Annotated in this window: 20 protein-coding genes and 1 tRNA gene; 7 read left to right on the top strand and 14 right to left on the bottom strand. The window is 53.8% G+C overall.

All coding sequences use genetic code 11. The features are described 5' to 3' along the window. Positions 1–49: 49 nt before the first annotated feature. The 4 genes from WBR25_RS08630 to pspA all read right to left on the bottom strand — a co-directional run bounded on the left by WBR25_RS08630 (position 50) and on the right by pspA (position 2,886). Entirely contained in the window at positions 50–1,456 is a 1,407-nt protein-coding gene (locus WBR25_RS08630) for a YcjX family GTP-binding protein (protein ID WP_429056488.1), read from the bottom strand. A gap of 102 nt (positions 1,457–1,558) precedes the next feature. Then, positions 1,559–1,963 carry an envelope stress response membrane protein PspC gene (pspC, locus tag WBR25_RS08625; RefSeq protein ID WP_005333670.1) on the bottom strand — a complete coding sequence of 135 codons (405 nt, stop codon included), beginning with the start codon at positions 1,961–1,963 and terminating at the stop codon, positions 1,559–1,561. Continuing rightward, positions 1,960–2,196: an envelope stress response membrane protein PspB gene (gene pspB, locus WBR25_RS08620; protein ID WP_005333672.1), complete on the bottom strand. Its 237-nt coding sequence runs from the start codon at positions 2,194–2,196 to the stop codon at positions 1,960–1,962. The genes pspC and pspB overlap by 4 nt, the downstream gene beginning before the upstream one ends. A 3-nt stretch (positions 2,197–2,199) precedes the next feature. Then, on the bottom strand, positions 2,200–2,886 hold the full coding sequence (pspA, locus tag WBR25_RS08615; RefSeq protein WP_005361184.1) for a phage shock protein PspA: 687 nt from the start codon (positions 2,884–2,886) through the stop codon (positions 2,200–2,202). Positions 2,887–3,082: 196 nt separating this feature from the next. On the opposite strand from pspA, the gene pspF reads away from it, so the two are divergent. The 6 genes from pspF (at position 3,083) to WBR25_RS08585 (ending at position 9,524) form a co-directional block, all read left to right on the top strand. Then, the gene (gene pspF, locus WBR25_RS08610; protein ID WP_005333674.1) at positions 3,083–4,111 is read left to right on the top strand and encodes a phage shock protein operon transcriptional activator; all 1,029 of its coding nucleotides are present in this window, start codon (positions 3,083–3,085) and stop codon (positions 4,109–4,111) included. Positions 4,112–4,219: 108 nt separating this feature from the next. Beyond that, positions 4,220–5,815 carry an ABC transporter substrate-binding protein SapA gene (sapA, locus tag WBR25_RS08605; RefSeq protein WP_236380562.1) on the top strand — a complete coding sequence of 532 codons (1,596 nt, stop codon included), beginning with the start codon at positions 4,220–4,222 and terminating at the stop codon, positions 5,813–5,815. Positions 5,816–5,817: 2 nt separating this feature from the next. Further along, positions 5,818–6,777 carry an ABC transporter permease gene (locus WBR25_RS08600; protein WP_005333676.1) on the top strand — a complete coding sequence of 320 codons (960 nt, stop codon included), beginning with the start codon at positions 5,818–5,820 and terminating at the stop codon, positions 6,775–6,777. Between the two features lie 35 nt (positions 6,778–6,812). After that, on the top strand, positions 6,813–7,706 hold the full coding sequence (locus tag WBR25_RS08595) for an ABC transporter permease subunit (protein ID WP_005333677.1): 894 nt from the start codon (positions 6,813–6,815) through the stop codon (positions 7,704–7,706). Further along, positions 7,706–8,704 carry a peptide ABC transporter ATP-binding protein gene (locus tag WBR25_RS08590; RefSeq protein WP_005333679.1) on the top strand — a complete coding sequence of 333 codons (999 nt, stop codon included), beginning with the start codon at positions 7,706–7,708 and terminating at the stop codon, positions 8,702–8,704. Before WBR25_RS08595 ends, WBR25_RS08590 begins: the two co-directional genes overlap by 1 nt. 34 nt (positions 8,705–8,738) lie before the next feature. Further along, positions 8,739–9,524, top strand: coding sequence for a peptide ABC transporter ATP-binding protein (locus WBR25_RS08585; RefSeq protein ID WP_005333681.1), 786 nt, complete (start codon positions 8,739–8,741; stop codon positions 9,522–9,524). A gap of 105 nt (positions 9,525–9,629) precedes the next feature. Here the strand turns inward: WBR25_RS08585 and htpG are convergent, their stop codons facing one another. The 9 genes from htpG to WBR25_RS08540 all read right to left on the bottom strand — a co-directional run bounded on the left by htpG (position 9,630) and on the right by WBR25_RS08540 (position 18,085). Continuing rightward, the gene (gene htpG, locus WBR25_RS08580; protein WP_479749688.1) at positions 9,630–11,543 is read right to left on the bottom strand and encodes a molecular chaperone HtpG; all 1,914 of its coding nucleotides are present in this window, start codon (positions 11,541–11,543) and stop codon (positions 9,630–9,632) included. A gap of 176 nt (positions 11,544–11,719) precedes the next feature. Further along, a complete protein-coding gene (gene recR, locus WBR25_RS08575; RefSeq protein ID WP_005352677.1) occupies positions 11,720–12,322 on the bottom strand; it encodes a recombination mediator RecR in 603 nt (200 codons plus the stop codon). 185 nt (positions 12,323–12,507) lie between these two features. Next, a tRNA-OTHER gene (locus tag WBR25_RS08570) sits at positions 12,508–12,573 on the bottom strand. Between the two features lie 304 nt (positions 12,574–12,877). Continuing rightward, positions 12,878–13,852: a hypothetical protein gene (locus tag WBR25_RS08565; protein WP_323915642.1), complete on the bottom strand. Its 975-nt coding sequence runs from the start codon at positions 13,850–13,852 to the stop codon at positions 12,878–12,880. Between the two features lie 146 nt (positions 13,853–13,998). Further along, on the bottom strand, positions 13,999–15,150 hold the full coding sequence (locus WBR25_RS08560) for an SIR2 family protein (protein ID WP_323915640.1): 1,152 nt from the start codon (positions 15,148–15,150) through the stop codon (positions 13,999–14,001). Positions 15,151–15,183: 33 nt separating this feature from the next. After that, positions 15,184–16,308 (bottom strand): hypothetical protein, encoded by a 1,125-nt coding sequence (locus WBR25_RS08555; RefSeq protein WP_323915638.1) that lies wholly within the window; start codon positions 16,306–16,308, stop codon positions 15,184–15,186. 140 nt (positions 16,309–16,448) lie between these two features. Further along, on the bottom strand, positions 16,449–16,847 hold the full coding sequence (locus tag WBR25_RS08550) for a hypothetical protein (RefSeq protein WP_479749687.1): 399 nt from the start codon (positions 16,845–16,847) through the stop codon (positions 16,449–16,451). Positions 16,848–16,980: 133 nt separating this feature from the next. Further along, the gene (locus tag WBR25_RS08545) at positions 16,981–17,766 is read right to left on the bottom strand and encodes a hypothetical protein (RefSeq protein ID WP_323915768.1); all 786 of its coding nucleotides are present in this window, start codon (positions 17,764–17,766) and stop codon (positions 16,981–16,983) included. Positions 17,767–17,923: 157 nt separating this feature from the next. Further along, on the bottom strand, positions 17,924–18,085 hold the full coding sequence (locus WBR25_RS08540) for a hypothetical protein (protein ID WP_323915766.1): 162 nt from the start codon (positions 18,083–18,085) through the stop codon (positions 17,924–17,926). Positions 18,086–18,504: 419 nt separating this feature from the next. On the opposite strand from WBR25_RS08540, the gene WBR25_RS08535 reads away from it, so the two are divergent. Further along, positions 18,505–18,669 (top strand): phage integrase N-terminal SAM-like domain-containing protein, encoded by a 165-nt coding sequence (locus tag WBR25_RS08535; RefSeq protein WP_372587218.1) that lies wholly within the window; start codon positions 18,505–18,507, stop codon positions 18,667–18,669. An 876-nt stretch (positions 18,670–19,545) separates the two neighbouring features. Here WBR25_RS08535 and WBR25_RS08530 read toward each other — a convergent pair. Further along, a complete protein-coding gene (locus WBR25_RS08530; protein ID WP_479749686.1) occupies positions 19,546–20,898 on the bottom strand; it encodes a VapE domain-containing protein in 1,353 nt (450 codons plus the stop codon). Between the last annotated feature and the right edge of the window lie 486 nt (positions 20,899–21,384).

Below are 21,384 nucleotides of genomic sequence, written 5' to 3'. Positions count from 1 at the left end.
TTGTTCTCCTGTGCGCAGCCTTCGGCTCAGGTGCCAAGACCGCACACCGTTATTCGAGGTGATCCCCGAGCAGAAACTCCAGCGCCGCATCGAGCCGGATATGGGGCAGCGCCTGATGGGGGCTCATGGGCATGGGGCGAAACGCCTGAAAATCAAAGCCTTGACTGTTCCACCACTGCGCAGGCGGAATATGGGGCGGCACCTCCCCGGGGAAGAGCAGCAGCGGCTCACCGCTCAGACTGGTGCCACGGATGGCGGGGAACTCGCGACCATTGGCCACTCCCTTGCCCACCTCGGTCGCCTTGATGGCGGCGAGCGCCAGACACTCGGTGGAGATCCCCTCAAAACGGGCCTGCCCGCGGCCACTGCGCACCAGATGCTGGAGCAGGGAGACCATGGGCGCATGCTGTTCGGGGGTGACGTGATCGGCCTTACTCGCCACAAACAGCAGCTTGTCGATACGGGGCGAGAAGAGTCGCCGCCACCAGTTGCTCTTGCCGTAGGCAAAGCTCTCCATGATGCGGGCAATGGCCTGCTGCATATCGCCAAAGCTGGCTGCCCCGGCGTTGAGGGGCTGCAGGCAATCCACCAGCACGATCTGGCGATCAAAGCCGGCAAAGTGCTGCTCATAAAAACCCTGCACCAGATGCTGTTTGTACTGCTCGAAGCGCTGCTTGAAAGTGGCGTAAAGAGTGCCATCGGCGGGCTCGCTGGCAGGCATCTCCCACACCCAGGGGACAAATTGCAGCATGGGGGCACCGGCATACTCTCCCGGCAAGACGAAGCGGCCAGGCTGGATCAGGTGCAGCCCCAGCTCCTGTTTGCAAGCATGCAAGTAGGCGGTGTAACGCTCGGCCAGCTCAGCTACCGGCCGCTCGGCAAAAGGCTGCGCCGCTTGCCACTCGGGAGTCAGCCAGCTGGTGGCGAGAGCTTGCAGCTCGGGACGATGCAGCTGCTCACGTACCTGTTCGCTCCACTGCTCGTAGCTCATCTCAAGGAGCGGCAAGTCGAGCAGCCACTCCCCGGGGTAGTCCACCAGATCCACGTAGAGGGTGGAGATCTCCCCCAGATGTTTGCGCAGGGGGTGACGGGTGCGATAACGGATTTCGAGGCGCACTTCCGCCACGCCGCGGGTGGGCTCGGGCCAGGCCGGCGGATCACCAAACAGGGAGTCGAGGCCACGCTCGTAGGCAAAGGTGGGGATGTGGGCATTGAGCTGCGGCACCCGGCGGGCACCGAGGATGCGCCCCTGACGCAGGGCATCCCACAACGGCAAACGGCCATCGATGGCCGCGTGTTCCAGCTGGTTGACCAGCGCCGTGATAAAGGCGGTTTTGCCGCTGCGAGAGAGGCCGGTCACCGCCAGCCGAATATGGCGATCCCGCACCCGGTTCACCACGTCGTTCGCCTTGTGTTGCAGGCGAGTCAACTTCTGTTCCAGTTTATTGAGTATCAAGGCTTGACCCGTTCTCCCTTGGTGGTTGCATCTGGATAGCTGGTGTCGATGGTGGCGCATCACGGGAGGCGCCGCCATCGACATTGAGTGCTTGAGCAAGAACTACAGCTTCCGAAATTCCCGCTGCAGGGTGAACTCCCTGGAGGTCACCAGCTTCTCGATCCGCTGAACTCTGGGCTCCAGCGCGTCAAGTTCCTGCGCGATGCGGCCCAGCGCCTGATGAGGGGTGATCCCCGCCTGCCAGCTGCGCGCTTTCATCCGCACCTCGGCAAAGTCGGCATCCTCTTGCGAATAGAGGGTGACCGGCTTTTTGTCGAGCAAGAACCAGGCAGCGATATAGGCGGTGAAAGTAATGAAACCGGCGAAGATAAGGCCACTGATGGCGAGCAGCCGCACGATCCAGGTCTCCACCCCGAAATACTCAGCCAAACCGGCACAGATCCCGGCTATCTTGCCACGCTGGGGATCGCGATAGAGGTTACGCCCTTCACGACTGACACTGCTCATACCTTGTTCCTCCAACCGGGTACTTCCGCATCCAGAATCGATTCCAGCGCGCCCACTCGCTCCTGCATCTTCTCGGTGCGAGCCAGCAGCCCTTGCAGCTGTTCCCGCTCGCTATCGGCAAGACCGGCGCCAATCCGCCCCTTGGCACGATAGTGCAGCACCAGCCAGATGGGGGCTACCACCACCATGAAGACCACCATGGGAACCATCAATACGCCCAGCAGATCTTCCATCTGTTACTCCCCCTGTTTGCCTTCGCTTTTGCTGTCGCCCTGGCCCAGCTTCTGACGCATGGCTTCCAGCTCACGGCTTATCTGATCGTCCACTTCCAGCTCGGCAAACTGCTGCGCCAGCGCCTTGTCGGACTGACCCAGATCGGCGCGCGCTTCCATTTCGTCGATGCGACGCTCCATCCGCTCGAACTTGCTCACCACCGCCTGGCTCTCGCCACGGGCTACCTGGCTCTGCACATTGAGACGGCTGCTGGCCGCTTCGGTGCGAATGGCCATCGCCTTTTGACGGGCGCGGGCATCTTCCAGCTTGGCTTCGAGCTGACGGATCTCTTCACCCAGCTTCTCGATGCCGCTGTCGACCGCCTGCTGCTCGCGGTAGAGGGTCTCTGACAACTCGGTCTGTTTCTTCTTCTCGATAAGGGCGGCGCGGGCCAGATCTTCACGTCCCTTGGTCAGGGCCAGCTCGGCCTTGGCTTGCCACTCGTCGACCCGCTCCTGATGACGGGCGACCTGACGACCAATCTCTTTCTGGCTGGCGAGGAAGCGAGCCAGATTGGAACGTTCCTTGACCAGCTCGTCCTCCATCTCCTGGATGATCAGGCGCACCATCTTCTGGGGATCTTCTGCCTTGTCGAGCAGGGCCGTCAGGTTGGAATTGATGATGTCGGCCAGACGGGAAAAAATACTCATGATTGCACTCCTGTTATTGGCATGGCGTTGTTTCTCCATTGACAATGGCAACTTGTGTGCCAATCTGGAACAAAATTTAACTTGTTGATTTATATGGGGCAGAATAGCCGGATTACAAGATGCCTCGCGCAAGTGATGATTAAAATCACCAACTTTTGGTAAGATTGACCAGCTTTTACAACTGACAGGGATCACTATGACCACGGCCACGGAAAGCCTGCTGGGGGAATCCAACGCATTTCTCGAGATCATTGAGCAGGCCTCACGGCTCGCCCCGCTGCGCAAACCCGTGCTGATCATCGGTGAGCGGGGGACGGGCAAGGAGCTGATCGCCCACCGCCTACATTATCTCTCGGCGCGCTGGGATCAAAGCTTTGTCACCATCAACTGCGCCACCCTGAGCGAGAGCCTGCTGGAGACCGAGCTGTTCGGTCACGAAGCGGGATCGTTTACCGGCGCAGCCAAGCGCCACCAAGGCCGCTTCGAGCGGGCCGATGGCGGCACCCTCTTCCTCGACGAGCTGGCCACCACCAGCGCCCGGGTGCAGGAGAAGTTGCTGCGGGTCATCGAGTATGGCGAGTTCGAGCGGGTGGGCGGGGCCAAGCCCCTCAAGGTGGATGTGCGGCTGGTCTGCGCCACCAACGAAGATCTCCCTGCGCTGGCCGACAAGGGGCAGTTTCGCCACGATCTGCTCGACCGGCTCGCGTTTGATGTTATCACCCTCCCCCCTTTGCGGGAGCGGCGGGAAGATATCCTGATGCTGGCGGAGCACTTCGCCCACAGCATGACCCGGGAGCTGGGCTATCCGCTGTTTGCCGGTTTCTCGCGCAAGGCGACCCAGTTGCTGCTGGATTACCACTGGCCGGGCAATGTGAGAGAGCTGAAGAACGTGGTGGAGCGCAGTATCTATCGTCAGGGCAATCCCCAGCTGCCGCTCTCGACCCTGGTGCTCAACCCGTTTGATTCCCCCTGGCGACCACAGGTCACGCAACCTGCGCAAGAGGCCCGAAGCGAGGTACAATCTGCATCCCCCCTCGCCTTGCCGCTCGATCTCAAGCAGGCTGTGGCGGAGTACGAGATTAATTTACTCAAGCAAGCGATGCAGCAATCCCAGTATAATCAGCGCAAAGCCGCTCAACTGCTGGCCTTAAGCTATCACCAGTTCCGTGGCATGCTACGCAAATATCAGCTGCTGGATGGCGATAACGATGCAGAACAAGAGTGAAGGAGTGCGGTTGATGCCGACTCCAGCAACACGCCAGCCTTCGCGCTGGCACATTTGTATCAAAACGTGCGTACAAAACCCCTATAAGAACATGGTTCAACAATGAGAATGCTCACACCCTTGCTGCTGGGTCTGCTGGTGCTGGTCACCGGCTGCCAGAAGCAACCCGAGGCCTCCAAAACCGGACTCATCTATTGTGCTGAGGGATCCCCCCTCTCCTTCAATCCCCATGTTTCCAACTCCGGGGTGACACTGGATGCCAGTGCCCGTCCGCTCTACGACCGCCTGCTGGAGGTGAACCCCAACACCCTGGCGCTGGAGCCGGCGCTCGCCACCAACTGGCATGTCAGCGAGGATGGCCTCACCTATACCCTGACCCTGCGCAAGGGGGTGACGTTTCACCATACCCCCTGGTTCAAGCCCACCCGCACCTTCAATGCCGATGATGTGGTCTTTACCTATGCCCGTCAGCTTGACGAGCAGCACCCCTATCACAATGTGTCCGGCGGCGATTACCCCTACTTCTACAGCCTGGGGCAAGATCTGCTGATCAAACGGGTGAGCAAGAAGGGGCCGCAGACGGTGGTATTCGAGCTGAATCAGCCGAACGCCTCCTTCCTCGCCACTCTGGCCAGCGACTATGCGGTGATCCTCTCCGCCGAATACGCCGAGCAGATGTTGCAGGCGGGCACCCCAGCCCTGCTGGATAGCCGCCCCATCGGCACCGGACCGTTCAGCTTCAAGGAGTATCGCCACAACGAGTTCATTCGCTATCTGCGCCATCCCGGCTACTGGGGCGGTGATGCCAAGATTGAACAGCTGGTCTACGACATCACCCCCAAATCCGCCAAACGGCTGGCCAAGCTGCTGACCGGCGAGTGCGACGTGATGAGCACCCCTTCCGCCAGCCAGCTCTCGGTGATCAAGCAAAATCCGGCGCTGAGCCTCTCGGTCCAGTCGGGGATGAACGTCGCCTTTTTGGCCCTCAATACCCGCAAGCCGCCGTTCAACAACGTCAAGGTGCGGCAGGCCATTGCCAGCGCCATCAATATCGACAACCTGCTTCAGGCGGTCTATTTCGATACCGGCCTGCCCGCCAACAGCCTGCTGCCGACCCTCTCATGGGGTTACAACCCGAGCCTGCCCGAGCGCAAACCCGATCTGAAACGGGCGCGCCAGCTGCTCAAGGAGGCGGGTATGGAGAAAGGGTTCGAGATGCAGGTGCTGGTGCAACCGGACGCCCGCCCCTACAACCCGGATGCGGTCAAGACCGCCCAGCTGATCCGCAGCGATCTGGCCAAGGTCGGGATCAAGCTCAAGATCGTGCAACGGGAGTGGCCGGTGATCGAAGGCCGCCTCACCAAGGGGCAGTACGACAGTCTGCTCTCCGGCTGGATTGCCGACAACGCCGATCCGGACAACTTCTTCCGCCAGTTGCTGAGCTGCTCGGCAGTGGAGCGGGGCAACAACTACAGCCGCTGGTGTAGCCCGGCCTTCGATCAGTTGCTGGATGATGCGGTCACCACGCCCCAGCTCTCGTTCCGGCTGCGCAACTACTACTATGCCCAGACCCTGCTTAACGAACAGCTGCCGCTGATCCCGCTGGCACACGCCTTGCGTACCCAGGTCAGCCGCAGCGACATCGAGGGGCTGACGCTGATGCCCTTTGGCGGCACCTCCTTCAACCAGGCTCACAGGGAGTAAGCATGCTTCTATACACCTTGCGCCGCATCAACCTGCTGCTTATCACTCTGCTGGCGCTGACCTTTGTCGCCTACCTGCTGGACTATCGGCTGATCGGCCATCAGCTCAGCTTCTGGAGCGGCTATCCCGACTTCCTGCGTCGCATTTTCGCAGGTGACCTGGGGCTCTCCAGCGTCTCCGGGCTGCCGGTGCTGGACGAGATCCGCCACTACTTCCCGGCGACCCTGATCCTCTGTCTGGCGGCGTTCGCCATCTCGCTGCTGGTGGGGATTCCTCTCGGAACCCTGGCGGCCCTGTCCCAGGGAAAGACGCTGGATCTCTCCATCATGACTGCCGGTCTTATCGGCTATGCGGTGCCGGTGTTCTGGCTGGCGCTGCTGGTGGTAATGCTCTTTTCGCTGGATCTCGGCTGGTTGCCAGCCTCCGGGCAGATCAGCCTGCTCTACGACGTCCCCCCCATTACCGGCATCGCGGTGATCGATGTGCTGCTCAGCAACGAGCCCTGGCGGCAAGCGGCGCTGCACGATGCCCTGCGCCACCTGATCCTTCCGTCACTGGTGCTGGCGGTAGTGCCTACCACCGAGGTGATCCGCCATGTGCGCAGCTCCCTCATCGACGTGATGAAGCAGAACTACATCAAGGCGGCGGCGAGCAGGGGCCTTTCCAAGGCGCAGATCGTCTGGCGCCATGGTCTGAAGAACGCCCTGCCGCCGGTACTGCCGCTGCTGGGTCTGCAGCTAGGCAGCGTACTCACCTCCGCCATGATCACCGAGGTGGTGTTCGAGTGGCACGGGATCGGCCGCTGGCTCATCAGCAGCATCGCCCTGCAGGATTATGCCGCTATTCGCGGCGCGACCCTGGTGGTCGCCAGTTTCGTGATCCTGACCAGCGTCAGTACCGAGTTGCTGACCACCCTTATCTATCCGGCACGGCGCAAAGAGTTGTATGCCAAACAAGATTGAACGCGCTCATGGCGTGACCAGGAGCCAGGTATCCTATGCAAGATAAATCGAACATCTATCCCGAGCTCAAGATCCTCTCGCCCCTTGAGCAGACGTGGGCCTCCTACAGCCGCAATCCGCTGGCGATGGCAGGGCTTTGGTGCTTTTTGCTGTTGCTGCTCATCACGCTGGTGGGGCCGCTGGTCGTCCCCTACGGCATCGATGAACAGCACACCGACAAGCTGCTGCTCGCCCCCTCCTGGGCGGCAACCGGCAACATCGACTACTTCCTCGGCACCGACGATCTGGGGCGCGACATGCTCTCCCGGCTGGTGGTGGGGGCGCGCCTCACCTTCGGCTATGCGCTGGTCGTGGTGGTGATCGCCATGGTGGTGGGCTCCGCCATCGGTATCCTCGGCGGGATGAGCAAGGGGCTTAAATCGAGCGTGCTGCACCACCTGCTCGATACCCTGCTCTCCATCCCCTCCCTACTGATGGCCATCATCATGGTCGCCATCATGGGGCCGGGTTTTGGCAATACCCTGATTGCCATTACGCTCGCCTTGATCCCGCCCTTTATCCGGGCCACCTACAACGCAGTGCATGCCGAGATGCAGAAGGAGTACATCACCGCCAGCCGCCTCGATGGCTCGCCCCCCTTCCGGATCATGCGTCTAGCTATTTTGCCCAACATTGTCGAGACCCTGGTGGCCCAGACCACCCGCACCTTGTCGGCAGCCATTCTCGATATCTCGGCGGTCGGTTTTCTCGGCCTCGGCGCCCAATCTCCCCAACCTGAGTGGGGCACCATGCTGGCCGATTCGAGCGACCTTATCTATCTCGCCCCCTGGACCGTCACCCTGCCCGGCATCGCCATCCTGTTCAGCGTGCTGGTCACCAATTTAGTGGGTGAAGGCATTCGTGAAGCACTCAAAGAGGGGAATGACTGATGCCGCTGCTCGACATTCGCAATCTCACCATCGAGATCGACACCCCGCAAGGCAAGGTCAAGGCGGTGGACAAGGTGAGCCTGACCCTGACCGAGGGGGAGATCCGCGGTCTGGTGGGTGAATCCGGCTCCGGCAAGAGTCTGATCGCCAAAGTGATCGTCGGCATCGAGAAGGACAACTGGACGGTACGTGCCGACCGGATGCGCTTCAACGACATGGATCTGCTGACCATGGCCCCCAAGGAGCGCCGGCGCATCATGGGCCGCGAGATCGCCATGATCTTCCAGGACCCCATCAGCTGTCTCGACCCCTCCGAGGAGATCGGCACCCAGCTGGAAGAGGCGATCCCGACCGATTCGTTCGAGGGACAATTCTGGCAGCGCTTCCAGTGGCGCAAGAAGAAGGCCATCGCCCTGCTGCACCGGGTAGGCGTCAAGGATCACCGCAAGGTGATGCGCGCCTATCCCCATGAGCTGTCGGATGGCATGTGCCAGAAGGTGATGATCGCTATGGCCATTGCCAACCAGCCGCGTCTGCTGGTAGCCGACGAGCCCACCAGCGCCATGGAGTCCACTACCCACTCCCAGATCCTGCGACTGCTGGACAAGATGAACAAGCTGGGCAATACCACCATCCTGATCATCAGTAACGACATCGCCGCCATCGCCAACCTGACCGATACCATCAACGTGATGTACTGCGGCCAGATGGTGGAAGTGGGCACCCGGGAGCAGATCCTCGAGACCCCGCATCACCCCTATACCGATGCCCTGCTCAAATCGATCCCCGACTTTGACAAGCTGGTGCGCCACAAGTCGCGCCTCGAGACCCTGCCCGGCGTCATCCCGCCACTACAACACCTGCCCATCGGCTGCCGTCTGGGGCCGCGCTGCCCCTACGCCCAGAAGCAGTGCGTGCAGACCCCCCTGATGAACAAGATCAAGGGCCATCAGTTCAGCTGTCACTTCCCGCTGAACATGGAGGAGCCAAAAAAATGATGACCGTTAATGCCCCCATGAAGGAGCCCCGCTTGTGATCGAGCCATCCCTGTTGCAGGTCAGAGGCCTTAGCAAAACCTACCAGAACCGCACCGGTCTGTTCCGTCGTCAGGCGGTGGAGGCGATCAAGCCCCTCTCCTTCGATCTCGAAGTGGGTCAGACCCTCGCCATCGTGGGTGAAGCGGGCTCCGGCAAGAGTACCCTCGCCCGCATTCTGGCCGGGATGATCGAACCCACCAGCGGCGACATCGCCATCGACGGCCAGCTGATGGTGCATGGCGATTACCAGACTCGCTGCAAACTGCTGCGGATGATTTTTCAGGATCCCAACACCTCGCTGAACCGCAAGATCCGGGTCGGCCAGATCCTGGAAACCCCGCTGCGCCTCAATACCGAGATGACCGAGGAGGAGCGCCGCGAGAAGGTGGTGCAGACCCTGCGTATGGTGGGGATGCTGCCGGATCACGCCCTCTTCTATCCGCAGATGCTCTCCTCCGGTCAGCAGCAGCGGGTTGCGCTCGCTCGGGCGCTGATCCTCAACCCCAAGATAGTGGTGGCCGATGAGGCGCTCTCCACGCTGGATATCTCGGTACGCTCCCAGATCATCAATCTGCTGCTGGAGATGCAGGAGACCATGGGACTGAGTTATGTGCTGGTAGCCAACGATTTGGGTATCGTCAGCCATATCAGCGACGAGGTGCTGGTAATGCACGAAGGTCGGGTGGTGGAGCGCGGCAAGACTCTCAAGGTGTTTGCCGATCCCCAGCATGAGGTGACTCGCCGTCTCATCCAGAACTACAACAACGAATACCGCAAATAGAGAGGCGCTGGCCACCTCCCTCACCGCTGTGTTTCGCCGAGCTCACACGGCGGGATCAAAAAAGCCCACTGCATGCAGTGGGCTTTCTGTTACCGGCGTTGCTGCTTAGGCTTGCAGCAGCAGACGGTTGATACGGGAGACGAAGCTCGCCGGATCGTTCAGCCCGCCCTGCTCGGCCAGCTGGGCCTGTTCGTGCAGCAGGGTGACCCACTCACCGAACAGTGCCTCGTCTTCAATGGTGTCGAGTTTCTTCACCAGCGCATGGTCAGGGTTGAGCTCCAGAATGTACTTCTGCTCCGGTACCGGCTGGCCGGCCGCGCGCATCAGCTTGATCATCTGGGTGCTCATGCCATAAGCGTCAGTGACGATGCAGGAGGGGGAGTCGGTCAGACGGTGAGTGACACGCACCTCTTTCACTGCATCACCCAGGCTCTTCTTGACCCGCTCAACCAGACCGGCGTTGGCCTTCTCGGCCTCTTCCTGGGCCTGCTTGGAGGCTTCGTCTTCCAGATCGCCGAGATCCAGTTCGCCACGGGTGACGGAGATAAGCTGCTTGCCGTCGAACTCGGTCAGGTGGCTCATCAGCCACTCGTCCACGCGCTCCCACATCAGCAGCACTTCGACGCCCTTCTTGCGGAAGATCTCGAGGTGCGGGCTGTTCTTGGCAGCGGCATAGGAGTCAGCAGTGATGTAGTAGATCTTCTGCTGGCCTTCCTTCATGCGACCAACGTAATCCTCGAGAGAGACAGTCTGGGCTTCGCCCTCGCCAGCGGTGCTGGCAAAGCGCAGCAGCTTGGCGATCTCTTCGCGGTTGGCGTAATCTTCGGCCGGGCCCTCTTTGAGCACGTTACCGAACTCTTTCCAGAACTTGGCGTACTGCTCGGCATCGTCTTTCGCCAGCTTGGAGAGCATGGTCAGCACGCGCTTGGAGCAAGCCTTGCGCAGGGAGGCGGTCACCTTGTTGTCCTGCAGGATTTCACGGCTAACGTTGAGCGGCAGATCGTTGGAGTCCAGCACCCCTTTGACGAAGCGCAGGTAGGTCGGCATAAACTGCTCGGCGTCATCCATGATGAAGACGCGCTGCACGTAGAGCTTCAGGCCGTGCTTCTGCTCGCGGTTGTAGAGGTCGAACGGAGCGCGGGCCGGCACGTAGAGCAGGCTGGTGTACTCCTGCGCGCCTTCCACCCGGTTGTGACCCCACAGCAACGGATCTTCAAAGTCGTGGGCGACGTGCTTGTAGAACTCCTGATACTCCTCGTCCTTGATATCTTTCGGGTTGCGGGTCCACAGTGCCGTGGCGCGGTTGACCTGCTCCCACTCGCCCGGGGTGCCGACGATGGTCTCACCATCCTCTTCGCGATCCGGGGTGCCTTCTTTGTACATCTCTACTGGCACGCTGATGTGATCGGAATATTTGCCCACCACGGAGCGCAGACGCCAGTCGTCGAGGAACTCGTCCTCTTCGGCACGCAGGTGCAGGATAACGTCGGTACCGCGACCGGCTTTGGTCACATCAGCGACGGTGAAGGAGCCTTCCCCTTCCGATTCCCACTGTACGCCCTGCTCCGGAGCAGTACCGGCGGCACGGGAGACCACGGTCACCTTGTCGGCCACGATAAAGGCGGAGTAGAAACCGACCCCGAACTGACCGATCAGTTGGGAATCCTTACCCTGATCGCCGGAGAGGTTTTTGAAGAATTCTGCGGTGCCGGACTTGGCGATGGTACCCAAGTGCTCAATCACCTGATCGCGGGTCATACCGATCCCGTTATCGGAGATGGTCAGGGTACGCTTCTCTTTGTCCACCACCAGACGCACACGCAACTGGCCGTCGTTTTCGAACAAAGAGGCATCGGAAAGCGCCTTGAAGCGCAGCTTGTCCGCCGCATCGGATGCGTTGGAGATCAGCTCGCGCAGGAATACTTCTTTGTTGGAGTAGAGGCTGTGAGCCATCAGGCTCAGCAGTTGTTTGACTTCAGTCTGAAAGCCGTGGGTTTCGGCATGAACACTTTGGGTCATGGACCAATCCTCAGAAACATCGGGTTGAACATATGCCCAACCTAGATGGGGACGGCCAATCAAATATCAAGGGGCGAGTGTGCAATCCCGCTCACTCGCCCCTTTAAATCAGCTCAAACGGCTATTTCTTACCCAGCTCGACCGCTATTAATGCGGGGAAACTGGCTGGCACCTTGCTATTTCAAGCGTTGGCGCCCCATCAGGGAGTGGGAGAGCGTGGTGCCATCCACCAGCTCCAGCTCGCCCCCTACCGGCACCCCGTGGGCGATGCGGCTCACCTCTACCCCGGCGGTGCGGGCCATATCGGCGATATACCAGGCGGTGGCATCCCCTTCAATGGTAGGGTTGGTGGCGAGGATCAGTTCGCTGATGTGCTCTTCCTTTAGACGGCGCTCCAGAATATCGAGTCCCAGCTCCTCCGGGCCGATACCGTCCAGCGGCGACAAATGGCCCATCAGCACAAAGTAGCGGCCGGAAAACTGACCGGTCTGTTCGATGGCGGCCACGTCCGCCGGGCTCTCCACCACGCAGAGCAGGCCATTCTCTTCCCGCTTGGGATTGGCGCAGATATCGCAGCGATCGTTCTCGGTAAAGGTGCGGCAGTGGCTGCAATGACCGATCTCGGTCAGGGCGCGAGAGAGCAACTGGGCCAACCGCAAACCGCCGCTGCGCTCGCGCTCGAGCAGGGTAAAGGCCATCCGCTGGGCAGACTTGGGCCCCACCCCCGGCAACACCTGCAGGGCTTTCATCATCTCATCGAGCAGGGGACTGAACTTCATAACACTCCTTACACGGGCCTGCCCCTCGCCACCACCAGGGCCACGACGGGTCAGCAAAACAGGATAACGCCATTGGCGCAGGACTATACCCGAGCCCGCTGCCCATCGCCATCGGCTTGCCCACAGAGCCCGCTAAAAACGCGGATAGCAAAAAGCCCCGATGTTTCCATCAGGGCTTTGCAAGTTGGCGGTGAGGGAGGGATTCGAACCCTCACTTTTGTATATCACAGCACAAATATAACCTTTGCATTCAATGACTTACGAAGTTATCGTCGACCATAAAAACAGTCAAATTGACTCAAGATATTGTCATGAGTTTTCTACATCTTTTATAAAGAGAAATTCTAAAATGTCAAGAACATGAACATGAACATGAACATGAACATGAACATGCTTTCTGACTATCGGAATCATGTTGTCGTTTCTTCTGAATGACAAATCGATTCACGTCCGAGAACTCCTGCTTTGCGGTAACGCTCGGCTAACGCGCCGGTTTGGAGCCGCGAAGCGGCGGAAAATCGGTCTCTGTGCAGCCGATTGTTAACACCAGTCCGATCAGATGCGTGGTGGTAAAATTTCGCTATAGCCCCGCATATCCTCTTGGAGAGGAAACACCATTCTCTTGGTATACCGCTTGGTTGCATGCTCAATTGATAGCCCAAGAATAGTCATTCTCGATGTGCCTACACCGAGAGAGAGTCCCGTTCCTTCAAGGGTTAAACCTTCCCCACCAACCATGCGGACAGCTTTTAAGATTGGCTCCTGTACTCCAATGGAGTCCACTTTCACACCGACATCTGCACCGTCACATTCAAATTGTTCCAGCCCGACTGAATATTCAGCATCAGCTTCCAACCTTCCAACTTCAAGCGACCCTTTTCTTAACCTTAAAAAAGCGCTCCTCATCCTCATATCGAGGCGTTCAACCACTATTCTATTTGGTGGCTCAATAATTAATTTAAGAGCAACTTTTCCTGGCGCAGACCGGATAACTATTTCCTTTCCTTCAACTGTCATATCCCAAACATCTGGGCGCCCCGACCAGACGTTCCGTTCGATACGGAAAAGCTCTGCGCCATTTTCGTCTGAGAATTCGCCCGAGACTGTTGGAAACGACATTCCATCTTCTGGCGGCTCAATGGCGAGAACCGCATTGCCATCTATTTCGATTAAAGTTCTTGCACCGTGAAAAATGCTAGAACCAAGAACTACTGTCAGGCTTTGGCTGTCCAGAATAAGGTCATCAAACGGCCGTTTGATATTCGCATCGGTCTGAACATTCTCGTACTGTCGTCGGACACTATCTTTGGATATTTGACCTTTTGTAACCTTATCGTGGCAACGTCCACACAAAAGGCACATGTGATCACTGTTATGCTCTGTAGCATCGTTGAACTCGGGGATGATGTGTTCATATTGGTAGACCGCAGATCGGCAAAAAACACAACCGAACTTTGAGCGCACTCGAACATCCCTTTCTATATCGGCGGGGATATAGCGGGAAAGTCCATGCTTGTTGATATTGCTCAAATTTGACTCCCTAGTGTTAACGTCCGGCTAAGTGGTTGACAACGCACCGCAGAACTCAAAAAACACACCTTAAACACTGAACTTCAATTCAGCATTAAAGCCACCAAGTGTTGGCAATGCCTCTTGAGCCGTTTGTTATACCATTTTTACTCGAACAAGAACCTTACTGCATCACAGGAAAATCCATCAAGGTAGTAAGATAATTTACTTTCATCTACAAAGTTATAAGTTTGCTTTAGCTGAGAGGTACTCTCTTCGGTAGCTCGAAAATCAACTATTTTCACATTATCTTTCGTAACCCCATCAAGTGTAAAATCCCATTGAAAGCACTGGTAATTTTTAATAATTTTATATAGACAAACTCGGAGATAATCGTCATGCTCAGGTAATGAAAAACCTATGATATTGATTCCAAAATTGAAACCGCCAGATTTTCCTAGCCCATGCCAAAAGCTTATAAATGGGTTTGCATATACGATTTTCATATGTGACGGCGACAAAATCATCGGCACACCCGGCGGATTAGAATTTGAATAAAATAAATTCAAATTAGTAACGCGATGAACAAACGCAAGTGGATCACTGCCAACTCTAGGACCATCCACTAGAGGAACTGGTGCATACTTATTATTGTTATTAAAGATAGGGTCTGTCGGTAATTGATGGAAATTTTGTTTTTTGAATGAGGTTATAGTTTTTAGGTAGTCCTCATTAGTAAACCAATCTAGGGAGCCGTGAAGTTTCAATATAATAACTTCGTCATTGTCATTATCGATCGTTCCTCTGTACTCGCTCGTCGAGCTGAAACGATGCGGGAAGAGCCTATATGACTTTCCAACATATTCAAGTGCTCGCTCCAATATGACATCATAGTTTAGTGTAATGACTACATCGGTAGATTTTAGATTTTGAGCAAATTCAATGTATTCTGAAGGTAGGTCTTGCCCATCAGGAGTTCGCTCATGAATAATTTGCCCAATAAACTTCTTGATTAGCAACTGAGCTCCATTCCCTTGCGAACTGAATGTGTCACTCCCTTCTAGCCATAAGTAATGCTCTATATCCAAGAATGACATGAATTCTTCTAAATCCACCTCATCGTGAGTTACATTAACATTACAAGTTGATTGTTTATAATCAATGAACTCATCAAGTGAACGGTGAAATTTAGTGTCAGTGCCATGCACAGACTCAATACGAGATTTTACTAAACCATATAACTCTGCTGCCGTAGGCAAACCCGCAGGTACAGAAAAGCCTGCACCAATTACAAAAATTCTATACCCAATATTATTCATACCTGACCAACTTTCTTTAAATGGTATAACGCTTCAAGCAGGGGAGCAGCTTTGCAGCATCCCTTGGCTTGACTTGTTATAGCTTTCCAAGTCATCCTCGATAATATCAGTTTGTATGAGAAACTTTATCAATGAATACCTTATTATCCGTTCCATCCCGATGAATGTAGGTGAACGTTTGATTGACTTCTGCATGTCTTTATCTTCGATTACAGGGTTACCGTGTATGACTTCCTCGTTATCATGCAAATAGTTAACCGCCATCCAAGAAGACGGTAATTTCCCTGCATGAACATACTTACTGCGCAAATTATAAGCGGCCTTTAATCTCTGCTTAATATCTGACTCTGAAAGCTTTTGGTATTCATGTTTTGCTTCAGTTCTATTGAAAAAATCACTATCTAGGCAATCAATAATAAATTTACAGAACGCTTCTGAAACCCCCATTAATTTAGAGCTTACTTTTTTATGCAGTGTCTCTCCATCTTCACCAAGACTCTTAAGTCGCTCTAGTAACTGCTTTGTATTATCGTCAAGTAGCTCTTCTATTGGGTATTTGAAGTGAGATGCCAATATTTCACCAGCAGTTATAAGACTAAGGAATGCTAGCTCTGGGCTTTCTTCAGCTATTCGAATCGCCTGTATATAGAACCTACCAGCATACCAAAATGTTGATTGTGCATTAGCTGCATCGCCATCATGCTCATACAAAACATGTTCGATGTATTTAATGTTTTCTAGGCTTAATTCTATCTGATAATCGGCTCTTTTATTAACACTATTGAAGCACAGGTTCTTGTTATATATTTGGTGATTGGATTCAACTGATGGAACATAAGGCCATCCGTGTTGTTGTATTAAGCCGTGAGAATCGAACCGTTTTCCAAACAGCACTGAGAGAGCTATACAAAAATTCTCACCAATTTGGCTATAGTCAGGTATTATTATGGTGTCATTTTTGTATTCAGGCGTTACGACGGTAATTTCAATGTATTCCCGATAAATTCTTTCATCTGTTTTTGGTGTGTATGCGTTTACTCGAGCATTCTCGTTTGCATTGACGATTCGAAACACGTCACTTTCATATTGACCTACGAAGTGAGATGGCGTCGATATTAGCAATTTTGTGATATCCGTTCTTGGCTTAGGTAATGCCATGGTTCTCCCTTTTGCTATAACGCCGTGCTCAACGGCAGTTTGTAAGTCGTGGTTTTGTGGGTTACTTTTGCGCAGCAAAACCACAAAACTGCGACTTACAAACTGTCCAGCTCACGCAGTGCGCGGGTTGCAGCACCTTGTTATGCAAAGGATTCATCAAGAAGTTTTTCTGCTTGTTTTGAGGCCATTGATTTTGCAATGTCAATGACAACAGATAGACCTTCTGTTTTAAATTTTTCTTTTATAGTAGTGAGCACTCCAGGTTTAGTTAGTGAAGATGCGAAGTCATGTCCGTTGGCCGTAAGGCGCCACGGAATAATGCAAACGCCATATGCATCATGTTCTCGCTCTATACCCATAGAACCGTTTTTCGAGCAACTTTCAATAAGCTTCCTGTCTACCATTATTTCCAGATGGAAAACGAACTTATGCTCATTTTTAGAGGTAAGAGCAGAGAAACTATCCCAATCTACCGTGGGTAATTCACTATCTAAACAAATATCCAATATTTGCTTTAAATAATCGTAGTCAACTCTCATGTTGTATTTCCATTTTGTGCATAACGCCCACAACAGGGGCAAAACGGAGTGGAACCAATTTTTGGTATAATGAGCGTAGCGAACCAAAAATTGGTAGGGCGTAGTTTTGTCCCTTGCTTGTGATTGTTATGAATCATATGCTCGGCAAATGACTTTTTGGCCCCTTCCACGCAAAGGCATTTAATAAAGACTGAAATATTGACGTAAGCGATTCCATTGAATTTGGTGATACATCAACTTCACCGTAGTGCCCATCAGCCATAGTATTTCCATATCTTGAACCATTCAAACAGTTCAGGACTAAAGCCCCGCCCGGCGCACTGATCATGCCGTTTTCAATTGGCTTCAATTCGAGAGGCTTAGGGTTTTTCCCAGCGCCCAAACCTCTAGAACGGTCTTCCATATGCTGCGCACTATTTCTTACGCCTCTAAGCTGAGGAAAAGCGGAACCGAATTGATCATGTAACTCAGCAACGATCTGTGGGACTTGTGCCTGAAGCTTCAGAACATTAAGAAATTTATCAAAAGAATCTAGCGCATAAAGAAATGCTCTAGCATGCATAAATGCCTGATTATGCTGAAACTCACGAGGCAATCTTCCAGATTGCCATTGCTCCCTTTTAAATCGTATTTCTGTCTGGAGATGAAGCTCGTCCCAGTTTTGGTGATCATATGGATTCTCAAGCTGGGACTCTAGTTCTTTTCGTATAGCAGACCTGCGATTTGAATCAGCCTCCCAACGCTCTCTTGACATATCTTCTCTATCACGAGAAATCGCATGAAGGAACATATTTAAAGCTAAGTTTGCTTCGTAGAATTGACCCTCAAGGCTTCTTAATATTCCTTCAATTTCCCATGACCAGTCTCGGTCATCACTGACAAGCCAAGTACCGGGTTTTATTATCTCAAATATGTACATGGACTATCCTTGATTCATCACGCCCTGTTAAGGTGTGAGCAACGCAATAGCGAAGCCACCGCATGCCACCTCAAACACTAAACGCAACGCATAGCAAAAAATGCCACACGTTGCGAATCACTCTTAAACAGTTTGTTATGCAAGCTTTGACATGTGGCTATTTATACAATTCCTTCAATCTATCCTCAGCATCCTTATCTGTACAGTGATCTCCACTTACATGCCCCATAGGTTCTTTAACCGGTTGACCATTTACCTCACCTACTGCAAACCAATTATTACCTTCTTTTACACACTTTGCATTTTTAACTTCTGACATTTCATGCTCCTATCTTACATAGTTTCACTAGCCTTATTGCCTTGCCACTAATCACAATAATCCAGTTCACGTTGAATATAAAAGGTCGATCTCACAAATTGAAATAATTAAATATAGTAACGTTTACTTCGGTTGCATAACAGTGATTAGATGGAAGGCCGTGCTAATCCAATAACAGAGTCTTCCGTATAACTCCGCTCTGCCCTGACAGTTGCCACGAAAAAATAGAATTAAATCAATACATTACCAGTATTATTCTGATGCTTGAACGTATTCGCTTGACCTCCTCTTTTTGCTCTACCATTACCGCTGTATATAAAAACAGTATAGGAGTCAGCTATGGAAGGCGCCAGCAAGCCACGCCTGCGTGAACAGGTCAGGACAGTGTTGCGTACAGCATCCGTACTGAAAAGTCCTACTTGTACTGGATCCGCAATTTCATATGCTTTCATCAACTGCAATACTCGCAGGAATTCGGTTCTGCTGAGGTCAATGCCTTTCTCACCCAGCTTGCCGCCGAACGAAATGTGTTACCGATTGACAACCAAAAAATTAGTACAGCCACCATGTTGAGTAACGGGTAGCCACTCGCTTACCTATCTCATCAGGCAAGGCTACCGCCCCTGAGTTACAGCCCTCAGCTCGCTGCTGTTAACCAACCTGGTGTCACGAATCGCTCCCATGACGCTTCCCTGAGAGATGGATTTTCGTTTGGCTATCTTAAGGGAGTAGATCGAGACATGGAAAGAGGATATTGATAAAAACATGAGCAGGCTCAATCAATTAGTGAGCGACTGCCGTGTTAAACTGGCAGTTTGGTCAGCAGAGGATACGGATATTTCCCTCACCCAGCCCCTTTGCTACATGGAGAGGGAAATAGAGAATGTTCTCCGATCCAAAGATCGGATAGTTGCAAACACTCTGGGGTGGTCAAAATTGGGCGCTAAAAACCCCGGAAACCTGGTTATTTTTGTGCGCTGATCAACAGTGATGGGTTGATATGGCTAATCTGCCGTTGAGCGCTCAACGGCAATAAGAAAACCTGAGTCTCCCTGCGCTTTACAGCCTCATGCCCTAATTACCTGTCGAGTGGTGGTGATCGATAATCTTTATTGGATGTCATGGGTTACTTTGGTTAGATGCGGTTAAGCGAGTGAATCCCCTCTTAATCAGCCTCAAACCCTTACCATGACTACGTTTGAGGTAATGATGGTTAAGCTGAGTAAGGGAAGTTGCCATGAAGCGTGGTGAGTGCTGGATGGGCTCATATCAAGGTTTACTCAGTGTTTATATATAAATCACCTTAATCAATTAACCAAAAACCACTGTAGGTCAGTAATGGCGAGGGTTTGAGGCTGGTTAAGAAGCTAGAAAAACCACTTAACATGTACTTAACCAATTAATCATCTACCCAATAGATGAGCAGAAAAAAGCCCCGCCTTATCGACAGGGCTTAAGAGTCACTTGTCGGCTTTGCCCTTCTCTTTGGGGCTATCGACGGGCAGCAGGTACTCGGTCCTATTAGAACGCGCCCTGCGGCTCTGGAGCTTGCCCTCGCTCGCGAGCAACCGGAGTGCCTTACCCCAACTACTCGCCATGCTCAGCCTCTCACCGTGGCGGGCGCACAGCCCGCTCGCCGTGAGCCATTCAGATGAGGCCAGTGGACGCGATAGATGGTGGTGGTAAATAACCTCATAATATGGACCCTTGTCTGTGTGAGCATCGTTTTCCGATGCAGCTAGTGCAGCTGTTGCATCATCCAGAAACCACGTTGCTCCTGACTCATAGCGCTCCCTTACCTCCAGCCAAAACTGGCGCAGTTGCTCAGGGTCTGTCTGGGACAAACGGCCTGCACTCCAGCTCCAGCCCAGGACCGTATTGAGGCGCTCAACATCAGCTGCCGCAGCCAACTCGATAACCGCAAATCTCGTGTTACCGGTTGTATCCTTGAGAAAATCCGTCCCGTTGACCGTGGCAATAAATGAAGTCTGGCGCTTTTTGGTGGTCATGCTGCGGGCATAGGGTAGGCGATAGCTGTCGTTCTCTCGGGTCAAAAAAGCCTTGAGGCTACCCGCCTCATGTCGGGTCGTACTCTCAAGCTCAGCCAGCTCCACAACCCATGCAGACACTGCGCGACGAACATCATCAGGCTTGTCTGGATTGATGGCACAATCAAGGGTCGAACCTTGCACCACAGTAGCCAGACGGCTCACCCAGGCGCTTTTTCGATAGGACTGTGCCCCCACCAACACAGGCACCAATTTCGAGTACCAGCGCGGTTGATAGAGTGCAGCGACACACCCAACCAGCCATGCATGTAACACCGCACTCGCATAGACGGGATTAGCAGGATTGAGGGTAGCAATCACCGCATCGATGCGCGGTTTCCCATCCCACGGTGCCCCACGTTCGAGCCACTGACGCACAGGGTGATAACTGTGGCGCTCACAAATTGCGATCAGGTGCTCCTCAATCACGGCATCCGGCACACCTGCCAACTGGCAGGCATCAACCAGCGCGGATCGCTGACCCGCCTCAGAGCCTCCCAGACGCTCACCATCCGCATCAGCCAGTTCTGCCTCACCCGTCATCAGGTTGTAGCGTGGCTCCCAACCGTTGAATGTGATAAGAGCAAACAAATTCGAGCTGGTTTTGATGGGGCGGCCAGTAGGGCTCATATCCGGCAGAGTCAGCAGTTTACCCTGCATCACCGACCTGACAGCCTGCTGCACCTGTTGTGTGGCAGCACCGTCCTTCTGACCGTCATATGACGGAATATCATACCCCGCTGTTTTGTTTTTATTATTTTTCATTTTTATTATCCTCGGTGTTATCACCTGATTGTTGTTATATATAACCTCTGCCATTTTCTACTTTTTAATTGAGTGGGGTAGTTAAAACATACATGGCTCCACTCAATTAAATTCAAACCGTTTTTATGAATGGTATTGCGCCATCAATATGGGATGACCGTCACCGAGATATAGGCGTCAAGGTTGTTCCTCCTCGTCCCGAGTCAGACTCCACCTTGACCCCTATACCCGCCTCCTTCGTCATCCCATATTGACCGCTTCATACCATCCATAAAAAAGGGTTCTCCACCCCACTCCGGTCGCTGCGCAACCTACGGGGGTTCCGGTCTCGTAACCTCGACACACCCCCATACTTACGTGCGTAAGTATGGTTTTCAACAGCCGTGCTTACGGTGTGTTTTAAATCATACTTACGGTTGTATTCTTTGCGTACTTTCGACTCTTTTCATGGCGCACTTACGTGCGCATCCGTAAGCGCTACATGTT

This window comes from Aeromonas sp. MTB (assembly GCF_056632455.1).
Note: the sequence above shows the minus strand (reverse complement) of the source record. Positions and strands in the feature narration are given on the sequence as shown.

Bases quoted from the DNA above. Each gene is read 5' to 3' on its own strand.
- WBR25_RS08560 (WP_323915640.1), bottom strand. From the start codon at position 15,150: ATGAATAATATTGGGTATAGAATTTTTGTAATTGGTGCAGGCTTTTCT.
- WBR25_RS08600 (WP_005333676.1), top strand. From the start codon at position 5,818: ATGCTTCTATACACCTTGCGCCGCATCAACCTGCTGCTTATCACTCTG.
- WBR25_RS08545 (WP_323915768.1), bottom strand. From the start codon at position 17,766: ATGTACATATTTGAGATAATAAAACCCGGTACTTGGCTTGTCAGTGAT.
- pspF (WP_005333674.1), top strand. From the start codon at position 3,083: ATGACCACGGCCACGGAAAGCCTGCTGGGGGAATCCAACGCATTTCTC.
- htpG (WP_479749688.1), bottom strand. From the start codon at position 11,543: ATGACCCAAAGTGTTCATGCCGAAACCCACGGCTTTCAGACTGAAGTC.
- WBR25_RS08595 (WP_005333677.1), top strand. From the start codon at position 6,813: ATGCAAGATAAATCGAACATCTATCCCGAGCTCAAGATCCTCTCGCCC.
- pspB (WP_005333672.1), bottom strand. From the start codon at position 2,196: ATGGAAGATCTGCTGGGCGTATTGATGGTTCCCATGGTGGTCTTCATG.
- WBR25_RS08590 (WP_005333679.1), top strand. From the start codon at position 7,706: ATGCCGCTGCTCGACATTCGCAATCTCACCATCGAGATCGACACCCCG.
- recR (WP_005352677.1), bottom strand. From the start codon at position 12,322: ATGAAGTTCAGTCCCCTGCTCGATGAGATGATGAAAGCCCTGCAGGTG.
- WBR25_RS08550 (WP_479749687.1), bottom strand. From the start codon at position 16,847: ATGAGAGTTGACTACGATTATTTAAAGCAAATATTGGATATTTGTTTA.
- pspC (WP_005333670.1), bottom strand. From the start codon at position 1,963: ATGAGCAGTGTCAGTCGTGAAGGGCGTAACCTCTATCGCGATCCCCAG.
- pspA (WP_005361184.1), bottom strand. From the start codon at position 2,886: ATGAGTATTTTTTCCCGTCTGGCCGACATCATCAATTCCAACCTGACG.
- sapA (WP_236380562.1), top strand. From the start codon at position 4,220: ATGCTCACACCCTTGCTGCTGGGTCTGCTGGTGCTGGTCACCGGCTGC.
- WBR25_RS08530 (WP_479749686.1), bottom strand. From the start codon at position 20,898: ATGAAAAATAATAAAAACAAAACAGCGGGGTATGATATTCCGTCATAT.
- WBR25_RS08540 (WP_323915766.1), bottom strand. From the start codon at position 18,085: ATGTCAGAAGTTAAAAATGCAAAGTGTGTAAAAGAAGGTAATAATTGG.
- WBR25_RS08555 (WP_323915638.1), bottom strand. From the start codon at position 16,308: ATGGCATTACCTAAGCCAAGAACGGATATCACAAAATTGCTAATATCG.